Origin of the sequence: Trichocoleus sp. AS-A1, from assembly GCF_039962015.1 — a bacterium.
Classification (GTDB): domain Bacteria; phylum Cyanobacteriota; class Cyanobacteriia; order Cyanobacteriales; family FACHB-T130; genus FACHB-T130.
In genome coordinates, this window is the sequence record NZ_JAMPKG010000007.1 from 165368 (window position 1) to 187176 (window position 21809).

Here is a 21809-nt window from a genome sequence, read left to right on the forward strand (position 1 = left end):
AAGGGGGCTATTTTCTATACTCCTATAATCGGAGAAAGATTACCCCAAATAGAGCATATCTTGGTTGATTCTTCAAATGGTTCCGCAAATATGCGGCAAAATTGTGAAGTTTCGATGAAGTAGAAATACGGATGCCGCAGAGCATCAATTATTCACTTCGCGCATCTACCTCTAAAGTAGTGGGACAAGATAGCGGATTATGTGATAGAAATCACTGCTCAAAATGCATCTTTTGTTCTAACGCTTTGCGTAGTGCATGATAAGGATGAATCTTCTTGAAGTTTGAACATAAGCCTCATGCCTTGTCACGTCCTCCTCTCTCAAATAGCCCAAATCATAGGGGCGAAATCAATCAATCTATCTGACGCCGAATTAGCAGGATATGTTGCAGGAATTACAACTGACACCCGTAGCCTGAAGCCGGGGGAAATTTTTGTGGCACTACGGGGAGACAAGTTTGATGGGCATGAGTTTGTGGAAACTGCTCTAGAAAAAGGAGCGATCGCAGCCATTACTGACCACCCATTGTCGGGATCTATTCCGCATTTGTGCCTAGAAGACACCTTGAAAGCATATCAGACGATCGCTCATTGGTGGCGCTTGCAGTTCGATATCCCTGTAATCGGTATAACCGGCTCGGTAGGTAAAACCACTACCAAAGAATTAATTGCAGCAGTTTTGTCAACAAAGGGCGACATTCTTAAAACTCAGGCTAACTACAACAACGAAATTGGTGTTCCCAAAACACTATTAGAACTTTCACCAATGCATAACTATGCTGTTATTGAAATGGCAATGCGTGCTAGGGGTGAAATTGCCCTATTAACACAAATTGCACAACCTTCTGTAGCGGTAATTACGAATGTGGGAACCGCGCATATCGGGCGGTTGGGTTCGGAGGAAGCGATCGCCCAAGCGAAATGCGAATTACTCGCGGAAATGCCTTCCAATAGCATCGCTGTTCTGAATCACGACAACCGCTTGTTAATGGAAACTGCGGCAACAGTTTGGCAAGGGCAAACCATTACCTACGGCTTGGAAGGGGGAGATTTACGCGGGGAATTGATTGATAACGAGACATTGTGCGTCGAAGGGGTGCATCTGCCGTTACCGCTACCGGGGCGTCATAATGCATCTAATTTTCTGGCAGCCTTGGCAGTAGCTAAAGTTCTCCAGGTTGACTGGAAATTGTTAACCGCCGGTTTGTCGGTAAATCTCCCATCTGGGAGGGCGCAGCGCTACGATTTGCCCAACGATGTTGCCATTTTGGATGAAACCTACAATGCTGGGCTAGAGTCAATGCTGGCGGCACTGCAATTGTTGGCACAAACGCCAGGAAAAAGGCATATTGCGGTTCTGGGGACGATGAAGGAATTGGGAGAGCGATCGCCCCAATTCCACTTTGCAGTTGGAGAAGCGGCGCGGCGGTTGAATCTAGACGCTTTGCTGGTGCTGGTAGATGACAAAGAAGCCGAAGCGATCGCTCTGGGTGCTGCCCCTTTACCTGCTGAGTGCTTTTCGACGCATCAGGCTGTGGTAGAGCGTTTGAAAGAAATGGTGCAAGAAGGCGATCGCATCCTTTTCAAAGCCTCCCATTCAGTAGCCTTAAGCCGAGTTGTCAATCAACTTCGCACCGAATTAACTGACTAATTATTTCAAATTCCCAATACCCCGTAGAGGCACCTCTACGGGGTGTCCACACCAAACAAGAAGTCACCCCAAAATGGCTAAGAAATTAGACCAAATCCTTGTGGTTGATATTGAATCAACTTGCTGGCAAGGAAATCCACCCGCTGGACAAGAAAACGAAATCATCGAAATTGGGATTTGTCCAATTGATATCGCTACGGGAGAGCGCTTGGAAAAAGAAAGTATCCTCGTGAAACCCGAACGTTCCCAAGTTAGTCAATTTTGCACCAATCTAACCACATTAACTCAAGCACAAGTTAATCTAGGAATTTCTTTTGAATCAGCCTGTTCAATTTTAAAGAAAAAATATTTATCAAAAGATAGAGTTTGGGCAAGCTACGGCGACTACGACCGACGACAATTTGAAAAACAATGCCAATCTCGCCATATCAGTTATCCTTTCGGAACCCGACATATAAATATCAAAACTCTTTTTGGGATTATTCATGCCATGCCAAATGAAATTGGCATGGATATGGCATTAGAATTACTGAATCTTCCCCTTGAAGGAACTCACCATAGAGGAGGAGATGATGCTTGGAATATAGCCGGTATTTTATCGATATTAATATTACAAAAAAGAATAAATGTAACACTAGGTGCAAGTTGAAAACTTAAACTCACCCATTCGTTATGCCCGCTGAAACACCAACACCCACATTACTTCCATCGATTCTCTTAGGTTCAGCAGAGGCTGATAGCGAGTTGCACTTCTTTGAGCTTAGCTTGGAAGTATCTGAAGTTTAGCATCACAAAAGTTAAATAGTATTAGTATAAGTTAGCTTAAAATAAAATTGGGGCAACAACCTGTGGGGAAATATTATCAATAGCTGCAATAATACTCATCTTGTTCCCCATAAAATAATTTGTTTTATATTTATCAATTAAAAAAAATCGCAAATATAATGAACGCTTTCTAGAGAGGATATTTCCTGCTGACCCCAGCTAGACCAATTAAATAAAAGTAGATAGAATCTAGAAGCAAAATTCTTTTAGTGTCTTAGGAGTCCTGAGTCCTTAGTCAAGAGGTAGTAGGTAATAAGTGGTCATCCTTACCAACTACCCACCACCCATAACCCACTACCCACTATCCATGAGCAAGAAAACTATTTGCCTAGTTTTAACTTTGTTTCTGGTGGCCTGCGGTGCAACCGGAAGCAAGATTACACCTACACCTGAGGCTGGAAAAGCCGGGACTTTTAAAGTAGCAATGCTTTTTCCTGGCCCTATAAATGACAAAGGTTGGAATCAATCAGGTTACGAAGGGCTGAAATTGATTGAAAAAGAACTTGGGGCTGAGGTGGCTTATACTGCTAGCGTTCCTGAAGCTGATGGTGAGAAACTTTTTCGTCAATATGCCCAAAAAAGTTTTGATTTCCTCATCAGTCATGGTGATGAATATCGCGACGCCGCCGAAACAGTTGCCAAAGATTTTCCCCGCACTAAATTTGCCCTCATGAGCAGTTATGCCGGTAACAATAAAAACGTGGGTGCTTTGGCGTTTCGGAGTGGGGAAGTGGGTTATCTAACTGGGGTCGTTGCCGGACTCAAAACCAAAACTAAAAAAGTTGCCTTTATTGGCGGTCAAGCATATCCAGTGATGGAAGAAGAGGCTATCTTATTTAAACGGGGTGTCCGGGCAACGAAACTGGACAGTACAGTTTCTATCAAGTGGCTTAACAGTTGGTCAGATGCGGACAAAGCTAGAAAAATTGCCCAAGAGCAAGTAGCAGCGGGAACTGACGTTTTAGTCGTTGATGCCGATAGAGCCAATATAGGTGTTATTAAAGTAGCTGCCCAAAGTAAGGGTGTTTACGTTATCAGCTGGAGACATGCCACCAATGAGATTGAAAATCAGCACAAACTGGCTCCAAAGACGATTGTTACCAGCGTTATCCAGCAGGTGCCTATGTTAATGCTGGAGGGAGCAACCTTGGTACAACAGGGGCGATGGGAAGGCAAGCAATATAAGTTTGGGCTGCTAGAGGAAGTCCAAGATTTAGCTCCTTTTTATGGCTCGTTAACTCCAGAGCAAGAAGCTTTCGTCGCTTCTGTTAAGCAAGAGATCGTCACTGGCAAAATAGATGTTTCACCCTAGAGGCAATTTACATCGCTTCTCTAAGAGTTTTAAACAATTGCGAATCAGCGGGTGCAACTTTCTGAGCTAGGAGGCACGATGAACAAAAGAAATCGCAACAGTGCTTCGCATCAAGCTAATACAGGTATAAATTTACCTTTATCTTGGCTTTCTTCAATTGCAAATCAGCTGAGATACGGCCTGGTCTTGCTAGTCGTTTCAACACTATTGCTCACTTCTGGAATTTTAATCTATCTAAGCTTTCAAGCTCAATTGCAACAAGTAGAAATTGCCCAACAAGAGCGTAGTCATGCGGCTGCTGGGGAAATCAATGCTTACTTGGATGACTTGCAGCGGAAACTAAGCTATTTAGCGAGAGTGCAAGGATTGACCGATCTTTCGCCTGAGATTCAAGATAGATTTCTGGAAGCGTTAACCCGCCACAATAGTGCTTATGAAACAGTGGCAATTTTTAATGATAAGGGTAATATTGTTTCTTCCTCTTCGCCTTATGGTAAAGCAATTTTCTATCAAGAAGAAGCTTCTACATCATTTTTACAAGCTTTTAGACAACAGGAAGATTTTGTCAGCCCCGTTAGAATTGACCCTAAGACTCACTTGCAGACGGTCATCTTAGCTGTGCCCATTCGCAATCAACAAGATGAAATTAATGGCGTTTTAATGGCTTGGATCAATTTAAAGTTTCTCTGGAATGTTCTCTCTCACACCAAAGTAGGTAAGACGGGTTATGCTTATGCGATCGATAATCGCAATTATTTAATTGCCGAAAAAGGAAAATCTCCTGAAAGTTTTAATCTGAAAGACCTCTCACACTACCCATTCATCCAAAAATTAACTAAATTAAATGGTGCAAAACGGCTGACTACTTATCAAGGTTTGCGAGGTGTTGAGGTTGTGGGAGCCATTTCTACCATCCGGACTGGGCGCTGGAAGGTGGTGGTAGAACTACCCACCGTTGAAGCCTACGCTCCGGTGCGAAAAATGCTTTTGGTGATGGGGATAGCATTGAGCGTGGCGATGCTAGTGGCAATTGAGCTGGGTTGGTTCTTCTCCCGACAAATTGTATTACCTTTGCAGCGTTTAACAAAAGCCGCAGCCCAAATTAGTGGGGGAAATCTAGATACGGAAGTCACAGTTAGACAAGGCAATGAATTGGGGGTATTAGCGACCACTTTTAATGAAATGACGTCTCAATTACGGGGACTAATTAAGGATTTGAGGAAGGAGCGAAATTTTGTTTCTGCAATCCTTGATACGGCTGGGGCTTTAGTGGTAGTTCTCGATTGCCAAGGACGAATTATCCGTTTTAATCGAGCTTGCGAGAAAACAACTCAATATTCATTTGAAGAAGTCAAGGACAAGTATTTCTGGGATTTATTTATAATTACGGAAGAATTGGAACCCGTCAAAACTATCTTTAAAGCTCTTCAATCAGGGGAATTTCCTAAGACTTATGAAAACTACTGGGTAACGAAAGATGGAAGCCGAAGACCGATTGCTTGGTCGAATACGGTTCTCGTCGATGCCGATAGCTCAGTTAATTACATTATCAGTATTGGGATAGATATCACCGAACGAAAACGAGCGGAAGAGGCTCTGACGCGAAGTGAGGAATTATATCGCACGCTTGCAAGAAACTTTCCGAACGGCGCAGTTTTCTTATTCGATCAAGACCTCCGTTACACGATTGCTGAAGGTGCAGGATTAGCTGCGATTGGTCTTTCTAAAGAGTTGTTAGAAGGAAAGATGCTTTGGGAGACATTACCTCGTGAAACTTGTGAATTGTTAGAGCCGACTTATCGGGCAGCGCTGGCAGGAAAAGCCACTGTTATTGAAGTTCCTTACAATAATTCGTCTGATAGCGATCGCGCTGCTTCCCGGATCTATCTTTTGCACGCACTTCCCGTCAAAAATGAGGGCGGAGAAATTTTTGCGGCAATGGTGATGACGCAAGACATTACCGATTGGAAGCAAGCAGAGGAGAAACTACGCCAAGAAAGAGACTTTAACACCACGATTGTCCAAACTTCTCCAGCTTTTTTTGTGGCTATCAATCCGGATGGCACCGTCAGGATGATGAATGACGCAATGCTTCACGCTCTGGGTTATACCTTTGAGGAGGTTTTAGGAACTGATTATCTTTCAACTTTTATTCCCCAAAGCGATCGCGCAATCGTTTCTGAAGTCTTTGAGCATGTCATCCAACTACAGCAACTGCCTCAAAGGCACAACTACGTTCTTACCAAACAAGGCGAAAAACTGCTAGTAGAATGGCACGGAAAGTCTGTTGCGAAAGAAAATGGGGAACTTGACTTTTTCTTTGGGTTAGGAATTGATATTACCGAGCGCCAGCGTGCAGAAGAGGCGCTGTTACTCTCGGCGGAGCGCGATCGCTTGTCGGGCGCGATGGCACTCCGGATTCGACAATCACTCGATATTCAGCAAATTCTAGATACTACTGTGATAGAAGTCCGAAATTTTCTGTTAGCAGATCGGGTTTTTATCAGTCGTATTTATAGCAATTTTGAGGTGGTTGCGGAATCGGTCGCTCCCCCTTGGCGACCTGTTTTGGGATGGAGTCCCACAGATGAAGAACATATGCAACAAATCAGAGCGATGTTTGAGAATAAAACTATCCACGTTGTCAAAGATACTTCTCAAATAGAGCTTTCTTCAGCCATTTCTCAAGATTTTTCCAATTATCACATCAAAGCTTATCTGGCTGTACCGATTCTTCTGAACGACGAGCCGTGGGGAATCTTGATGGTCGATCAATGTACAACCCCGCGTGACTGGAAACAATTGGAAATTGATTTGCTTTCATCGCTGTCAACTCAAGTGACGATCGCCATTCAGCAAGCAAAACTCTATCAACAAGTACAGGATCTCAATGCTAGTTTGGAACGTCAAGTTGAGACGCGCACTGCCCAACTTATTCAAAAAATGGAGGAACTCAAAGAGCTGAACGAACTCAAAGATGAGTTTCTTCATGCAGTTTCTCACGATCTTCGCACGCCGATTATGGGAATGTCCTTGGTAGTGAATAACTTGTTGAATAAGCCAGGAGACACGATTCCCATTCCTCGCTCAATTTTAGAGCGGATGATCCAGAGTAGCGATCGCCAACTGGGTTTAATCAACTCCCTCCTCGAAGCGCATTCCAGCGAAGTTCGCGGCGTTGTCCTCCAATATGAGTTTGTAGAACTGAGTACATTGATTCAAGCGATCGCAGAAGACTTAGAACCGCTGCTATCAAAACATCAAGCGTCGCTGATAAATCGAGTTCCCGACGATTTACCGGGCGTGACAGCCGATCCATTGCAGCTAAGACGAGTTTTTGAAAATCTGCTGACTAATGCTCTGAACCATAACCCACCCGGACTTCGCATCACCTTGGAAGCCACCATAGAAGAAGAGATGATTCATTGCACCGTTGCTGATAACGGGATCGGGATGACTCCAGAAGCGTGCGATCGTCTTTTCGATCGTTATGTTCGAGGAAACCGCGCCCGTTCTGCTGGCATCGGTCTAGGGTTATATCTTTGTCGGCAAATCATCACCGCTCATGGGGGACAAATTGGTGCCATTAGCGCCCCCAGAACTGGAGCAACTTTCTGGTTCACATTACCTTTAGCAACCTCACCAGAGGCAGAAAAAGCTGGTTAGTTCATCGTCATTATTGCGTTACCACTGACTAATGACCGATCGCTAAAAATCACCCAATCGGGTGAGTCACCTGCACGAAGGCGATCGCCAGTGCTTATTGTAACTTGGAATAAGACTGAATAATACTGAAAATGAAGGGTGAGTGCAATGTTGAAAAAGAAATTCTTGGCTCAGAGAACTCAATCACGTGCTGCTCATCAATCAGTTTTTCAGTGTCATCCCATATCTAGGAAGGACATGGTTTCTGATTTAAATTATTTACAAGCTTTACGGGCTTGCTGTCGAGATGAAGCAGCTTTTGAACAGTTAAAGCTGCTCCTGAATTTGGAGGAAGAAAGTGTTGAAGAAATAGTCAGCCAAACTCAAACACAAGTCGATTCAGATTTTCAGTTCCCAACTGTCACCCATTCCTGGGAAAATCTTTTACCCGCAGAAATTTCCCTGGCACAAAGTGACTCAACACTTGAAAAAGTGGCAGCAAATAAGCTGGGAATTATTTTTCAGCTTCTCAATTGTGATGATTCTCGCTGGTTACTATTTGCCCATTCCGGTTGCCAAGAATTCTTAGAATTAGCATCTTATTCAGCTTATACAGACCCACCTCTGCTATGGAACCTGATCCATCCAGACGATCGGGAAGCTTATGAACAATCATTAGTTATTTCGGCAGCGAATCTTCAACCTTGGATATGGGAAGGTCGTGTGATTACCAAATCGGGCAACCTCAAGTGGATGCAAACTGCGGCTCGACCTATTTTGCAAGGAAATAATGACATTTATTGGAATGGTTTACTGATAGATATTACCGAGCGCAAGACTCGCGAAGAGGCACTCTTGCTTTCGGAAGAAAAATTTTCTATGGCGTTTCGTTATAGCCCTAATGCTGTGAGTATTACAACCCTCAATGAGGGGCGTTATATTGATGTCAATGATAGCTATCTCCGCCTTAGTAATTATAAAAAAGAAGAAATTATTGGTCGTACCTCACTTGAAATCAATGCCTGGGTGAATCCAGAAGATCGCATTAGGATGCAACAGATGTTGCGGGAACAGGGAGCGATTCACAACCAGGAATTTGAGTTTCGCAAGAAGTCTGGCGAGGTGGGAATCTATTTATTTTCAGCAGAAATTGTCAACATTAATGGCGAATCATGCTTAGTTTCTGTAAGGAGCGATATTACTGAGAGCAAAGCTGCTGAAGCTTTGGCTCGCGCCACCGCAGAACGCGATCGCTTGCTCTACGAGATTGCCTTGCGGATTAGGCGATCGCTCGATTTGAATGAAATTCTCAACACCACAGTTGAAGAAGTTAGGCAGTTTTTGCACGCGGATCGCGTGTTTATTAGTTACTTTGATGAAAAGGGGCAAGGTACAACCGTTGCAGAGTCAGTAGATCCTAATTTTCCGTCAATTTTAGGTTGGGTTACGGAGAACGTTGCTTACAAAGAAGTTCAACAAATATTTGAACTCGATCGCATCCGAGTTGTCAACGATACAACAAAAGTAGAAAAATCTGCATTTATCGCTGAATACCACAATCGATATCAAGTCAAAGCTGGCATTGGTGTCCCAATCATGCTAGGAGACAAACTGTATGGCATCTTAATTGCCAATCAATGCTCTGCACCACGGGAGTGGCAGCAGTATGAAATTGACTTGCTCGATCAACTGGGAGTACAGGTAGCGATCGCAATTCAGCAATCTTCTCTCTTCCAACAAGTACAAACGCTAAATGCTAATCTAGAACGCCAAGTAGAAGAACGTACCGCTCAGCTACAGCAGAAAATGCAAGAACTGCAAGAGCTGAACCGGATTAAAGACGTTGTTTTACATACAGTTTCTCACGATCTCCGCACCTCGGTTCAGGGCACTATCATGGTGTTAAATAATCTGCTCGGATCGCCAGAAGAAAAAGTGACCATTTCTCGCTCTCTTGTAGAGCGAATGATCCAAGGCAACGAACGCCAACTGAGCATGATTCAGTCATTAATCGAAACCAATACTAACGAAAATAGAGGGATTGTTCTTCAGCGAGAGTTAGTTCAATTAAATACATTGGTTCCGGCGATTCTCCGAGACTTGCAACCCATGCTGGCGGAAAATCAAGCAACTATCAAAAATATGATGGCGGCAAATTTACCGTTAGTCATGGTCGATCCGTATCAGAGTCAGCGGGTTTTTGAAAACCTATTCACCTATGCTTTAAAACAAAATCCACCTGGATTGAAATTGACTCTAAAAGCTAAAGTTGATAAGCAGATGATTCGCTTTACCATAGAGGATAATGGTAGAGGAATGAGTCAGCTTGAGTGCGATCGCTTATTCAATCTCTTTGTCCGCGATCCTCAAGCTCGCTGCTCGACTAACATCGGGTTAAAATTGTATCTCTGTCGGCAAATTATTACCGCTCACGGCGGAGAAATTGGAGTGACAAGTCGCCCGAATCGCGGCTCTACTTTCTGGTTTACCTTCCCTTTGGCAACAGCGGAAAGTTAAAACTGCGAAATTAAAAAGTTTAAAGTCTATCTTTTATTTTTAAATTTTTCATAGAGTTACTTGCGATCGCTTCTTCCCCTGTGCCTTACTGGATCTATAGGCAGTAACTCAGCGCAAACATCATGGCAATGCAAGAACTGGCTTCTCGGATTGACACAGTTAAAGTCTACGCTGCCGGTGCCACCGTGACTCGGATTGCTGAGTTACATCTGAACGTTGGGGAACTGCCCGAACACGTTGAGATACCGGAATTGCCTCTGGCGCTAGATGATAGCAGTGTCCGAGTGAGGGTTGAATCTGTAGAGACGCAAAACCCGTCCCCGATTGCCTCAGATGTTCGCATTGGTTTAGCCGTTCCCCCGCCGCAAGAGACACAGAACCCACCCCCGGAGGAGGAACTGCGTGCAGCGACGGCTGAGGTACAACGCATTCAGGACGCGATCGCCCTCATCGAAAAAGAAATTGGCGTCCTCAGTAATCTAAAAGTACCCGATCGCCCCAACGCTCAACCTGGGACAGCACCGCCGCCTTCGCCAATGAACGCTAGACTTGCTTTGGCAAACTTCAGCGACGAACAAATCCGCGCCCGAATCCAGGAAAAGCGGGAAAATTTGGAAAAATTGCGTCTAGCGCAGGAATCTCTTGCCGATTTGCAACAAAAGCAGGCGATCGCTTCCACCGCCAGAAATGCTAGACCTAATGAGCTTCGCAAGACGGTTATTGTCCGTTTGAGTTACGAAGAGTTTACTCCCCCTACCTCTCTTCTACCAGGAGAAGGGCAGAATTCCCCTCCACTTGTAGAAAAGGGGGAATTAGGTTTTTCACGCTTAGTTATCGAATATTTCGTCCCCGGTGCGCGTTGGACACCGACCTATGTTTGCCGTCTAAATAGTGCGGAATCTAGTGCCAGCATTGCCGTCAGGGCGTTGATTTGTCAGCGCACAGGTGAAGATTGGTCAGGGGTAAGATTGGAACTTTCTACAGCCGAACCGATGGGTTGGTGTGCGCTACCGGAATTGCCCTCGCTGCGGCTAGGACGAGTGCAACCAGCGATGAGAAAATCAGGCTGGCGTCGTCCCCCAATCGGTGCAGAGATTCTTTTTGAGGACTACGATAGCCAGAGACCGACAGCTTTAGCCGCTGTGTCGTCACCAAGCGCGATCGCGAATTTCTTAGACAACGCTCCTTCAGTTCCACCCTTACCCGATCTGACGGCGCAGGATCGCTCTGAAATGTACGCTAGTTATGGGATGGCTATGCCAGCAGCAGCGCCTTGTGCAGACTATATAGAGGAATCACTGGCACCGCAAGTAGAATCCCCTTCCCTAGGAGACCGACTAGCGGCTCACAAAGCACTGAAACGGGCGGCAGCTGCCCCACCAGCAGCACCAGAATTTCTCCAGCGTCGAAGGAGGCAGAACCTGGAGGATACTACAGATGAGAATTCTGTAACCGATTTACTGGCATACGGTCTCATGCGAATGGGCGCAGCAGATGACCGAGCAAAGCGCGGTAAATTGTCGATAGAACAACAGCAGGAAATATATTTAGAAATCCTTCAACGTCAGAAAGTTACGGTTACGTTTAATGTCATGCAGGTAGTGCAACAGGCTTTTGATAACGCCCAAAAATGCCTCTGGATGATGCTTCCTCCCGGTGGTATCCATGTGCGAGACGTTGCAGGTTCCTTCGACTATGCCTATAGCGCTGATGGACGAATTGATGTCCCCTCAGACGGGCAATTTCACTCTGTCGCCCTAACTAGCAACAGTACAGACGTAGATTTGCGCTACATCGTCGTTCCCCGCGAAGATACTAACGTCTTCAGAATTGCCCAACTCCGCAACCCCCTACAAGCACCGCTACTCGCTGGCCCTGCGGATGTCTACGTCGATGGCGAATACATCTTATCTACAAATATTGCCACAGTTCCACCAAAAGCACAGATGGAATTAGGGCTAGGAGTGGAACAAGCCATCAAAGTTGCTCGAAACACCGTTTATGAAGAAGTTCGTTCTGGCGAAACCATCGTCTCTTTCAACGAACTGCGCCACAAAATTAAAATCGATATTAACAACTATCTACCAAGAATTGCCAAGATTGAAGTACGAGAAAGACTCCCCATTCCCCAAGAAGGAGCAAAAGTAGATATCCATTGCGATCGCGTCTCGCCACCTTGGGAAAAATACGAACAACAAGAACGTAACTCACCCATCAAAGGCGGCTATCGCTGGCAAGTCGAAGTCCCCGCAAAAGAGAAAACTACCCTATCAGTTGATTACATCATTAAAACTTTTGTAGACAGCGAATTGATTGGGGGAAATCGGCGGGAGTCGTAATTTTAATTGAAGATTTGGGCTTACTAAATATATAGCCTAAAGAGAGTAAGTTGTACCGTGGAAAAATACAATCGGCGGGAGTTTATTGTGTATGGCTCAGCCACCGTTTGCAGCCTCTTGCTACTGAGCGTTAGTGCTAGCAGCAAGCCTTCTCAAGCATCAACCAATCCTATTTCCACAAAAATATCAACGAATGAGTATGTTGAAAATAAATGGCAAGAACTCGAACAGCGGTGGCAAGAAATTTTGCAAAAACACGAGCAGCGGTGGCAATACACAGAGCAAACTTGGGAAAACAATCAAATGCCCCCTATCATCCGAATCCGCATGGTTGAGTCTCACCGTTCTGTGTACGATTTAGTTCATCTTATTCAAACTGCTAGAAGACACTCAGTGCTGGGTCAACTTTATCCGTATACCAGTCATTATTGTCTAGGTTTCAGCAGATATACGGAACCGCCGTTTTGGTACGATTGCCCTGCTGCTGTACCCACCGGAAAGGGGCAGTATGAAGTATTGGCTCCTAGTAATTATCAACAGATTATTGCAATCGTTAATGATGCACCAACAGCAATTAGCTTGATAGTTGAAAATTTGCCGCGTAAATATTCTAATCTTTATACTTAAATGCAAAAGCTAAATGATATTAAATCCGGTTGATTATTCAGCATTTGCGAAGAACCTCTCCCCACCATCGCCGATGGCTCTGGTTCCCCTCTCCGTTAACGGAGAGGGGTTAGGGGTGAGGTTCCAAATCATGATGATTCAAGGGTAAATGATATCAAATCGGTTGATTACCCAGCCTTCTCCAAGAAACATCATGATGATTCAAGGGTAAATGATATCAAATCGGTTGATTACCCAGCCTTCTCCAAGAAACTCTTCCCGCGATCGCCTGCGGCTCCGGTTCCCCTCTCCGTTAACGGAGAGGGGATAGGGGTGAGGTTCCAAACAATGACGATTTAAATAAATTTGATATGAGGAAGTGATAAATTATGCAAGCAATTCAAAAGTCGCCAGAAGTCATTCAAGAATTAACGCTCGATGCACCTGTTTGTGTAGTAACACTCTTAGAAGATAGGGCACAGGTGCGACGAATTGGCAAAATTAATTTAACCCAAGGACTGTGGAGAATTCAAGTCCAGAAAGTTGCCCCAGTTCTTTCAGATAAATCTCTTCGGGCAGAGTTTTGTGAGGAATATCCAGAGGCACGAATTGACGATGTTCGCGTTCGCCGCCAGATGTTGGTTAAGGAAACAGATCGACTAGCCAATGTAGAGATGCAAAATTTCGCGTCTCTACAAGCAGAACTGCGATCGCTACTTAACTCCTTCAACAATATCAGCGAAGACCGCCAGCACCTCGAATCGTGCTTCGAGCGAGTAAACACCATCCTTGCTAAAGGTTTGCAGGAACTCCCCGTGGATGCGATTTGGGGACAAATTGACCCTAAATCCTGGCGAGAGCAAATTTCTACTTTATTTAAACAATTGCGAGATTTCCGATCGGAAATCTTAAGCAGCTATCACACTCAAGAACAACTACACCAGCAAATTCACGACTTAATTGCCAAAGCAGAAGCCTTATCGCGTCCCGATATGGTCTATGTTGCCAACATCGAAGCCGACTTAATGATTCCCCAAGCGGGAGAGTATGCGATCGCTTTCGACTATGTGGTTCCCGGTGCCATGTGGCGACCTTGGTACCAAGCACGCCTTCTCCTCGACGAAAAACCGACGCTCTCTTTCCGCTTCGATGGCTGTGTCTGGCAACGCACGGGAGAAGATTGGAAAGACGTAGATTTAGTCTTTTCTACCGCCCGCGCATCCTTAGGAACTGAACCACCCCTGCTGACAGATGACCCTTTAAATGTTCAAGAAAAATCTCAGCAGATTGTTATTCAAGCGAGAGATCAACAAGTTCAGACAGCCGGACTCGGAACCGACACCACTCCCGCCACAGTTGATTTACCCGGCGTTGATGACGGCGGCGAAGTCCGAAACCTACGCAGCCAGACGAAAGCAACGATTCCCTCCGATGGTCGCCCTTACCGCGTTGCCATCTTCTCCTTCGACTCTCCCGCCTCTGTAGAGTATGTCTTGATGCCAGAATTATCCTGTCAAGTCATCCTTAAGAGCGAACAGACAAACACTTCTAAATTCCCGATTCTAGCCGGACCCGTAGATTTAGTGCGGACTTCTGGCTTTATCGGTCGCACCTCAGTTTTATTTATTTCACCTGGAGAGAAATTCGCGTTGGGATGGGGAGCGGATAATGCAATGCGCGTACAGCGCACCCAAACCCAAAAAAGAAAACAGGATCACTTGACTAAATGGAACAGTGTCACAACTACAACAACATTGTTCCTTTCCAATATTGGTGCAGAACCGAGAGCGATTAAAACTACCGAGCGGGTGCCAATTTCGGAGCTAGAGCAAGTGAAAGTAGAGGTAATCTCCGACAAAACCACAAATCGCGTGCAACCGGATGAAAACGGCTTTTGCACCTGGAATTTTACCCTCGAACCTTACTCTCAACTCCAGGCATCCTTGGTCTACCAAGTTTCAGCCGCACCGGAAGTACAAGGCATCTAGGGCTTTGCTCCCATGAATTTAGGCGCTATGAGGGGGGAACTTTTGGGTTTTCAATAGTATCACATAACTAAAGAAAAGAAATCTACCCAGCTCCATAACCTCCTCACCATGTCTTTGCCTTCAAGCTCCTCCAAGCGTCTATTGGGACGGTCAATTGCCGCCCTAGCCACCGTCGTCCTCTCCACTCTCAATGCGGTCAACCCCAGCCAAGCCGCCGTTTTTGCTCAAAAAGAAGTTGAACAAGGTAAATTTATCGCCGTAGCTGCTCCTTACGGCACGAATAGTCATCAACTGCTGATTCTGGAACAGGTATCAGATAAACGGGCGTGTTGGAGTGAAAGTGGCGATCGCCCGGTGGCAATCGATCCGCTGCTACTTAACTTTGACTTCACCGGAATTTGTGGACGCAGTACCGACAGCAACGGCTATTCTATCCGCATGGCGGGGACGGATTTGGGACTGAAGTACAGCTTCAACTTAGTGAAGCGCGACGGAGAACTCGTCCTCGTCGGCACGAACTTTAGCGATCGCACTGTCCCAACGATTGAAATTGGCAGAACCAACGGACTCAGCGATGGTTTTATGAAAATCAATCTCGATCCGGCTTGGCGGTTTGCCAAAAGAACCTACAACGGGAAAACCCTCGGTCACGTCTATCTTGCCAGCGACCAAGCCGCGCCGGGAATCGACCCTGGCGATATCGGAACGCCTCCCGGAAGTTCCACCTTCGGAGATATCGGCTCAGATGTTTATGCCAAAGAAATTGAACAAGCCGTTGCGCTAGGGTTCGTCGCAGGCTTTAAAGAAGACAACACCTTCCGCCCTCAAGTCGCCTTAACCAGAGAGCAGCTCGTGTCTATGGTGTTGGAATCTTTAACCAAGCTACCCGGAGCCAATGTCACGATCCCAACTCAAGCTGCATCTCGACCCTATCCTGATGTCGATGCTTCGCGCTGGAGCGCCGCTAAAATTAAATGGGCGCGGGATAACAATATTGTCAGTGGCTACCAAGACGGCACCTTCAAACCCACTCAACCCGTCACGAGAGCTGAATTGATGGCAGTGCTGCGACGTGCTGCGGAATTTGGTAAAAATATGCGTGGACTTGCCCCAGAATTAGCGACCAAAAACTCAGCGAAAACCTTCTCAGACACCGAGAAACACTGGGCTGCCCCGCTGATTAGTCAAATGTCTTCTTATTGCAATGTCGCCTCCCCAGTCAATGAAGTCGGCAGCAAGTTTGAGCCAAACTCTCCGACTCGCCGCAACTATGCTGCCGCCGCCACTCTGCGGATGCTCAACTGCGTCAAAACTGAGTAATCCTCATCGTTCTTTCGCGTCTAAATAGACTCTCAAGACAATTTTGATAGTTTGTTCTAGACGCGATAAACCCTTGTCTCTACGATTAATGAATCCTTTCGCTTAACCCTGACCGATTACTAGACATCCGGTGAGAAAAGCCTTCGTTGCGATTAAAAATCAGATGATTTTGGTTAGCGCGTAGCCGCTAGCTTCTCTAACAACAGATCCAACTTTTTCTCAATTTCTCCGGCACACTGTCGATATGTTGCCAAGTCGCCACCATAGGGATCGGCGATTTCAGATTGATCGGGATAGCCGACGTATTTTTTTAAGGTATATACTTTGTCCGCAGCAGCAGAGAAGGCATCAGCGATCGCTTTCTTTTGTCCGCCCGTCATTGTCAGCACCAAATCCGCCCAATCGAAGAGCTGGCGATCCAGCCGCTTCGCTTCATGGTAGTAATCGATACCATACTCCTTCAGGACGCGCTGGGTCTGCGGGGATGCAGAATCTCCCTCAAACGCCACGACGCCTGCCGACCGCACCTCGACTTCCATTCCTTGCGCTTTTTGGCGGAATAGCGCTTCTGCCATCGGGCTACGACAGGTATTGCCCGTACACACAAATAAAATCCGCATTTGTGACCCTCTCTTTTCTCTCTCGCTGTTGCTCAGCCAATAAAACTGCTGTAGTTAATTCTACGGAAGATTGGGTCTTTTTATTGCATAAACGCGAACAGTCTTTTCCTGAATAATTGTGTCTTTTTCGTAAGTTAAGCCGACTTTCATTGCGACATTCTGAGACGCGATGTTTCCCGGATGGATTAAGGAAATGAGGCGGTTATAACCCAGCTCAAAACCATAATCCCGAATTGCACTAGCCGCTTCGGTTGCCAAACCCTTTCCCCAGTATTCCTTAGCCAGCATATAACCAATCTCGACTTCTTCTTGCCCATCCACTCGCTGCGGTATTAATCCACACCGACCAATAAACTGGTTGTCAGCCTTGTGAATGGTCGCCCACAAACCGAAACCGTATTTCTCGTAGCAGCTAAATATCCACTCGATGTTGAGCTTAGTTTCTTCAGATGTTCGCGTGTTGGGGAAGAACTTCATCACGACTGGATCGGCAAAAATGGCTGCCAAGTCGTCTACATCATCCCATGTGAGATGTCGGAGAATTAAGCGCGGTGTTTCAGTTACAATCATCTGATTTTTGGGTGCCTGTTTCACAAAGTTGAGTTCAACTGATATCTTGCACCAATATCTTGCAATCTTGCACCAACCCGATAACCTGCCCAGAATTCAAATTCTGGGTGAATAAATCAGGTCTATTGAAATAGACTAAAAACCTTAATATTTCTGATTTTTAGCCCGTTTTAACGAAATTAAAGCTATCAGCAAAAAAATTGCTTTCCTTGCGCCTCATTAAACTTCAGTTCTCATGCCGAGAAATGTAAAACGCACTATCTTTGTTATTAGACCTATTTTGACACCGCAAAAATGAGGCTGAGGATAACACGGCGACGGTTCGGTATGCTAACGATCGCAAGTACCTTGGTCGTTGCTAAGGACGCGATTGCATCCCGCATCGCGAATGCAAACCTTACAAAAAATATTTTTATGCAAACAAGCCCTAAGACTTCCACCGCAGTCGCGAAAACCCAGGAGCCTGGTCGTATTGACGTGACGCTGCGAATCAATGGTAAATCGCACACTTTGCGAATAGAACCGCGCGTGACGCTACTGGATGCACTGCGCGAACGCATCGGTCTGACAGGCACCAAGAAGGGTTGCGATCGCGGACAATGCGGTGCGTGTACTGTGTTGGTTGATGGACGGCGCATCAACTCGTGCCTGACCTTGGCGGTGATGCAGGAGGGCGCGGAAATTACAACGATTGAAGGTTTAGCTCGTGGCGATGAACTGCATCCCATGCAGGCGGCTTTCATTAAGCATGACGGCTTTCAGTGTGGATATTGTACGCCCGGTCAGATCGTGTCTGCGGTGGGTCTATTGGCAGAAGGTTGCCCGACATCCGATGAGGGAATTCGGGAGTGTATGAGCGGCAATCTCTGTCGCTGCGGTGCTTATCCAGGCATTGTTGCCGCTGTGCGCGAAGTTCATCAGACGCAGACTAGCAATGGGTAGTCGGGACGCATGAGCAATTCCGTCGTTTCACCAATCAATTGCATACCCGCTCCGCCTGAAATAAATTTTGGGCTAATCGCTAAAGTTAGCTAAAGCTAACTGGATATGGATTTCAACGGATTGAAATAGGTTTGAGCGGTGAAGCCGGAAATTTATTTCATGGCTCTTAAGTCAGTGCCATTCAACTTAAACCCATGCACAGGAGTTTTAATGAAACCTTTTAGTTATGTGCGTGCTACTGAAAAAGGCACAGCCATTCAGACAGTTGCGGGGGATCGGGCAGCGAAATTTATCGCAGGCGGCACTAATTTAATCGACTTGATGAAAGGAGGCGTAGCGCAGCCTGACCAACTGGTAGACATCACCCGGCTACCATTGGCAGACGTGACGGCAATCTCGAATGGCTTACGCATCGGGGCGATGGCACGCAACAGCGACGTGGCAAATAATCGGGTGGTGCGCGATCGCTATCCGTTACTTTCTCAAGCGTTACTCGCTGGCGCGTCACCGCAACTGCGGAATATGGCAACCATCGGCGGCAACTTGATGCAAAGAACGCGCTGCTACTACTTCAACGATTCGACGATGCCGTGCAACAAGCGCGAACCCGGTTCCGGTTGTTCGGCGATTGAAGGGTACAACCGCATTCACGCGATTTTCGGTGCCAGCGAACAGTGCATTGCAACGCATCCCTCGGATATGTGCGTGGCGCTGGCAGCCCTTGATGCCGTGGTGCGCGTTGAGGGGCCGAACGGAGAGCGACAAATCCCCATCAGTGACTTTCATCGCTTACCGGAAGATACACCTCAAATCGACACGGTGCTTCAACATGACGAACTAATCGTTGCGGTTGATTTGCCCAATTCACCCTTTGCCGAGCGATCGCACTATTTAAAAGTACGCGATCGCGCTAGTTATGCCTTTGCCCTGGTTTCCGTCGCCGCTGCCCTCGATATCGACAACGGCACCATTAAAGCGGCGCGAGTCGCGATGGGGGGCGTCGCACATAAGCCGTGGCGGGCGGTTGAGGCGGAGAAAATTCTAGTTGGTGCAAAAGCGAACGAGCAAACCTTTGCAGCAGCAGCAGAGGCAACAGTTCGGGAAGCCCAACCCCAAAAATACAACCGATTCAAAGTTGAAATGGCAAAACGAGCGATCGCGCGGGCACTCACAAAAGCAGCAGGAGGCACCGTATGAGTCAATCTGAGAATGCAACCAACCAAGCTGTGGGCAAGCCGATAAATCGGGTGGATGGACGCCTGAAAGTGACCGGCGGTGCCCACTACTCAGCGGAAATCCCCTTGGAAAATCTCGCCTACGCCGTCACTATCGGCAGCGCGATCGCCCGTGGGCGGATTAAGAGCATCGACACCCGTGCAGCAGAACAGTCCCCCGGTGTCCTGGGCATCCTGACGCACCTCAACCCGCCCAAACTCCTTCCGGTTGCCACCTTGTTCGGGGGTGGGGCTGCCGCCGAAAACCGGCTGGTGCTGCAAGAAGCGGTTGTACATCACATCGGTCAGCACATCGGCGTTGCGATCGCCGACACCCTAGAAAACGCCACCCACGCCGCATCCCTCGTCCGCATCGATTACGAAGCCGAAACTCCGGTGGTGGAGATGGAAAAGGCGCAGGCATTCGCGCCGAAGTCCGTGTTTGGCAAACCGCCAGAGACGATACGCGGCAATCCGGCGCAAGCGTTAGCCGATGCTGAGGTGCGGATTGAAGAAACTTACCGGACGCCCACCGAACACCACAACCCGATGGAGACGCACGCGACAACTGCCGTGTGGGAGGGCGATCGCCTCACCATTTACGACGCAACGCAGTATAACTTCGGCGTGCGTCAGGCAATGGCGACGACGTTTGGCATCCCCGAAGAGAACGTGCGCGTCGTGTGTCAATTCATCGGCGGCGCGTTTGGCGGCAAAGGTTTGGTTTGGCCTCACGTAACGCTGGCAGCGATCGCTGCCCGTCAGGTAAGTCGTCCCGTGAAATTAGTTTTAACCCGCGAACAAATGTTCACCACGGTCGGGCACCGGGCGGAAACCGAGCAACAAGTCGCACTGGGCGCAACCCGCGACGGTCGCCTCACCGCGATCGCCCATCGGGGCATCTCCCATACTTCAACGTTCGAGGAATTCCTCGAACCGTACACTGTGGGAACCCACATGATGTACGCCACTCCCAACTTGCAAGCAAAGCAAAGTCTCGTCCGTCTCAACAAGGGAACGCCGACCTTTATGCGTGCCCCCGGCGAAAGTCCAGGGATGTTCGCCCTCGAATCGGCGATGGACGAACTCGCTTATGCCTTGAAACTCGACCCGATTGAGTTGCGCCTCCGCAATCATGCAGACATAGATCCCAGCAATAACCTGCCTTGGTCGAGCAAGTCGCTCAAAGAATGTTACCAACTCGGCGCAGAAAAATTTGGCTGGTCGCGGCGCACTCCCGAACCGGGTTCGATGCGGGACGGTCGTTACCTAATCGGCATGGGAATGGCAAGCGCCACGTACCCCGTGAATCACTTCCCGGCTAGCGCGAGAGTCCGTATTTTGCAAGACGGCACCGCCTTGGTGCAGAGTGGTTCTCAAGAGATGGGGACGGGTACGGCGACGGTGATGGCGCAAGTCGCCGCTGACGCCCTTGGTTTGCCGGTTGAGCGAGTGCGATTTGAGCTGGGAGATACCCAGTTGCCCCGTGCGCCGATATCGGGCGGATCGGCGACGATGGGAAGCGTGGGGACTGCCGTGCATGAAGCGGCACAAGCAGCCCGTAGGAAGGTACTGGAGTTGGCACGCACGGATGCTAGTTCGCCGCTTTACAACGTCCCGGAAACGGACATGGCGATTGAGGGCGGACGCCTGTTTCGCAAGAGCGATCGTAACCAAGGCGAAACTTACCAAGCGGTGCTGACGCGCCAAAATTTGCCGCAAGTCGAAGAAAGCTTTGATGCCAAGTTTAGCCGCGCCGAGAAGAAGTATTCCATGCACTCCTTCGGCGCTCAATTTGCCGAAGTGCGCGTCGATCCTGACTTTGGCGAAGTGCGCGTAACCCGCTTTGTGGGAGCCTTTGGGGTGGGACAGGTAATCAACCTCAAAACAGCGCGATCGCAAATGATTGGCGGTATCGTCATGGGACTAGGTATGGCACTACTAGAAGAAACGGTGACAGACTCCCGTACCGGGCGTATCGTCAACGCCAACCTGGGTGAGTACCATGTACCTGTCAACGCAGACATCCCTGCAATTGAGTCGTACTTCGTCGAAGAAATCGACCCGTACATTAACCCGATTGGAGCCAAAGGCGCAGGCGAAATTGGCATCACTGGCGTGGCGGCGGCGGTGGCAAACGCTGTCTATCACGCCACCGGCAAGCGCATCCGCGACCTCCCGATTACGCCGGATAAGTTGCTGTAATCTGTCTTAGCACCTAACCCCCCAGCCCCCGCCCCTACCAGGGAAGGGGAGCCATA

General features: G+C 47.6%; 14 protein-coding genes. 12 read left to right on the forward strand and 2 right to left on the reverse strand.

Annotated elements, in window-relative coordinates:
* Positions 1 to 297 precede the first annotated feature (297 nt).
* From murF to NC994_RS07870, 9 genes are all read left to right on the forward strand, one after another.
* Positions 298 to 1650, forward strand: coding sequence for a UDP-N-acetylmuramoyl-tripeptide--D-alanyl-D-alanine ligase (murF, locus tag NC994_RS07830; RefSeq protein WP_190432538.1), 1353 nt, complete (start codon positions 298 to 300; stop codon positions 1648 to 1650).
* Between the two features lie 73 nt (positions 1651 to 1723).
* Complete coding sequence (locus NC994_RS07835) at positions 1724 to 2299, forward strand: 3'-5' exonuclease (protein ID WP_190432541.1); 576 nt, start codon at positions 1724 to 1726, stop codon at positions 2297 to 2299.
* 483 nt (positions 2300 to 2782) lie between these two features.
* Positions 2783 to 3787, forward strand: coding sequence for a BMP family protein (locus NC994_RS07840; RefSeq protein ID WP_190411589.1), 1005 nt, complete (start codon positions 2783 to 2785; stop codon positions 3785 to 3787).
* A gap of 78 nt (positions 3788 to 3865) precedes the next feature.
* The gene (locus NC994_RS07845) at positions 3866 to 7453 is read left to right on the forward strand and encodes a PAS domain S-box protein (RefSeq protein ID WP_190432543.1); all 3588 of its coding nucleotides are present in this window, start codon (positions 3866 to 3868) and stop codon (positions 7451 to 7453) included.
* A gap of 237 nt (positions 7454 to 7690) precedes the next feature.
* Positions 7691 to 9949, forward strand: a complete 2259-nt coding sequence (locus NC994_RS07850) for a PAS domain S-box protein (RefSeq protein ID WP_190432544.1) — start codon at positions 7691 to 7693, stop codon at positions 9947 to 9949.
* Positions 9950 to 10071: 122 nt separating this feature from the next.
* On the forward strand, positions 10072 to 12288 hold the full coding sequence (locus tag NC994_RS07855) for a DUF4139 domain-containing protein (protein WP_190432545.1): 2217 nt from the start codon (positions 10072 to 10074) through the stop codon (positions 12286 to 12288).
* 57 nt (positions 12289 to 12345) lie between these two features.
* The gene (locus NC994_RS07860; RefSeq protein ID WP_190432547.1) at positions 12346 to 12915 is read left to right on the forward strand and encodes a DUF6193 family natural product biosynthesis protein; all 570 of its coding nucleotides are present in this window, start codon (positions 12346 to 12348) and stop codon (positions 12913 to 12915) included.
* A 368-nt stretch (positions 12916 to 13283) separates the two neighbouring features.
* The gene (locus NC994_RS07865) at positions 13284 to 14882 is read left to right on the forward strand and encodes a mucoidy inhibitor MuiA family protein (RefSeq protein WP_190432549.1); all 1599 of its coding nucleotides are present in this window, start codon (positions 13284 to 13286) and stop codon (positions 14880 to 14882) included.
* Between the two features lie 108 nt (positions 14883 to 14990).
* Complete coding sequence (locus NC994_RS07870) at positions 14991 to 16202, forward strand: DUF3747 domain-containing protein (protein ID WP_190432551.1); 1212 nt, start codon at positions 14991 to 14993, stop codon at positions 16200 to 16202.
* Between the two features lie 173 nt (positions 16203 to 16375).
* Here NC994_RS07870 and NC994_RS07875 read toward each other — a convergent pair whose 3' ends face one another.
* Positions 16376 to 16822 (reverse strand): low molecular weight protein arginine phosphatase, encoded by a 447-nt coding sequence (locus tag NC994_RS07875; protein WP_190432554.1) that lies wholly within the window; start codon positions 16820 to 16822, stop codon positions 16376 to 16378.
* A 60-nt stretch (positions 16823 to 16882) separates the two neighbouring features.
* Positions 16883 to 17392, reverse strand: a complete 510-nt coding sequence (locus NC994_RS07880) for a GNAT family N-acetyltransferase (protein WP_190432610.1) — start codon at positions 17390 to 17392, stop codon at positions 16883 to 16885.
* A gap of 414 nt (positions 17393 to 17806) precedes the next feature.
* Here NC994_RS07880 and NC994_RS07885 point away from each other — a divergent pair, with 414 nt between their 5' ends.
* The 3 genes from NC994_RS07885 (at position 17807) to NC994_RS07895 (ending at position 21753) form a co-directional block, all read left to right on the forward strand.
* On the forward strand, positions 17807 to 18334 hold the full coding sequence (locus NC994_RS07885) for a 2Fe-2S iron-sulfur cluster-binding protein (protein WP_199299435.1): 528 nt from the start codon (positions 17807 to 17809) through the stop codon (positions 18332 to 18334).
* 210 nt (positions 18335 to 18544) lie between these two features.
* On the forward strand, positions 18545 to 19531 hold the full coding sequence (locus NC994_RS07890) for a xanthine dehydrogenase family protein subunit M (RefSeq protein ID WP_190432558.1): 987 nt from the start codon (positions 18545 to 18547) through the stop codon (positions 19529 to 19531).
* On the forward strand, positions 19528 to 21753 hold the full coding sequence (locus NC994_RS07895) for a xanthine dehydrogenase family protein molybdopterin-binding subunit (protein ID WP_190432560.1): 2226 nt from the start codon (positions 19528 to 19530) through the stop codon (positions 21751 to 21753). Before NC994_RS07890 ends, NC994_RS07895 begins: the two co-directional genes overlap by 4 nt.
* The last annotated feature ends 56 nt before the right edge of the window (positions 21754 to 21809 follow it).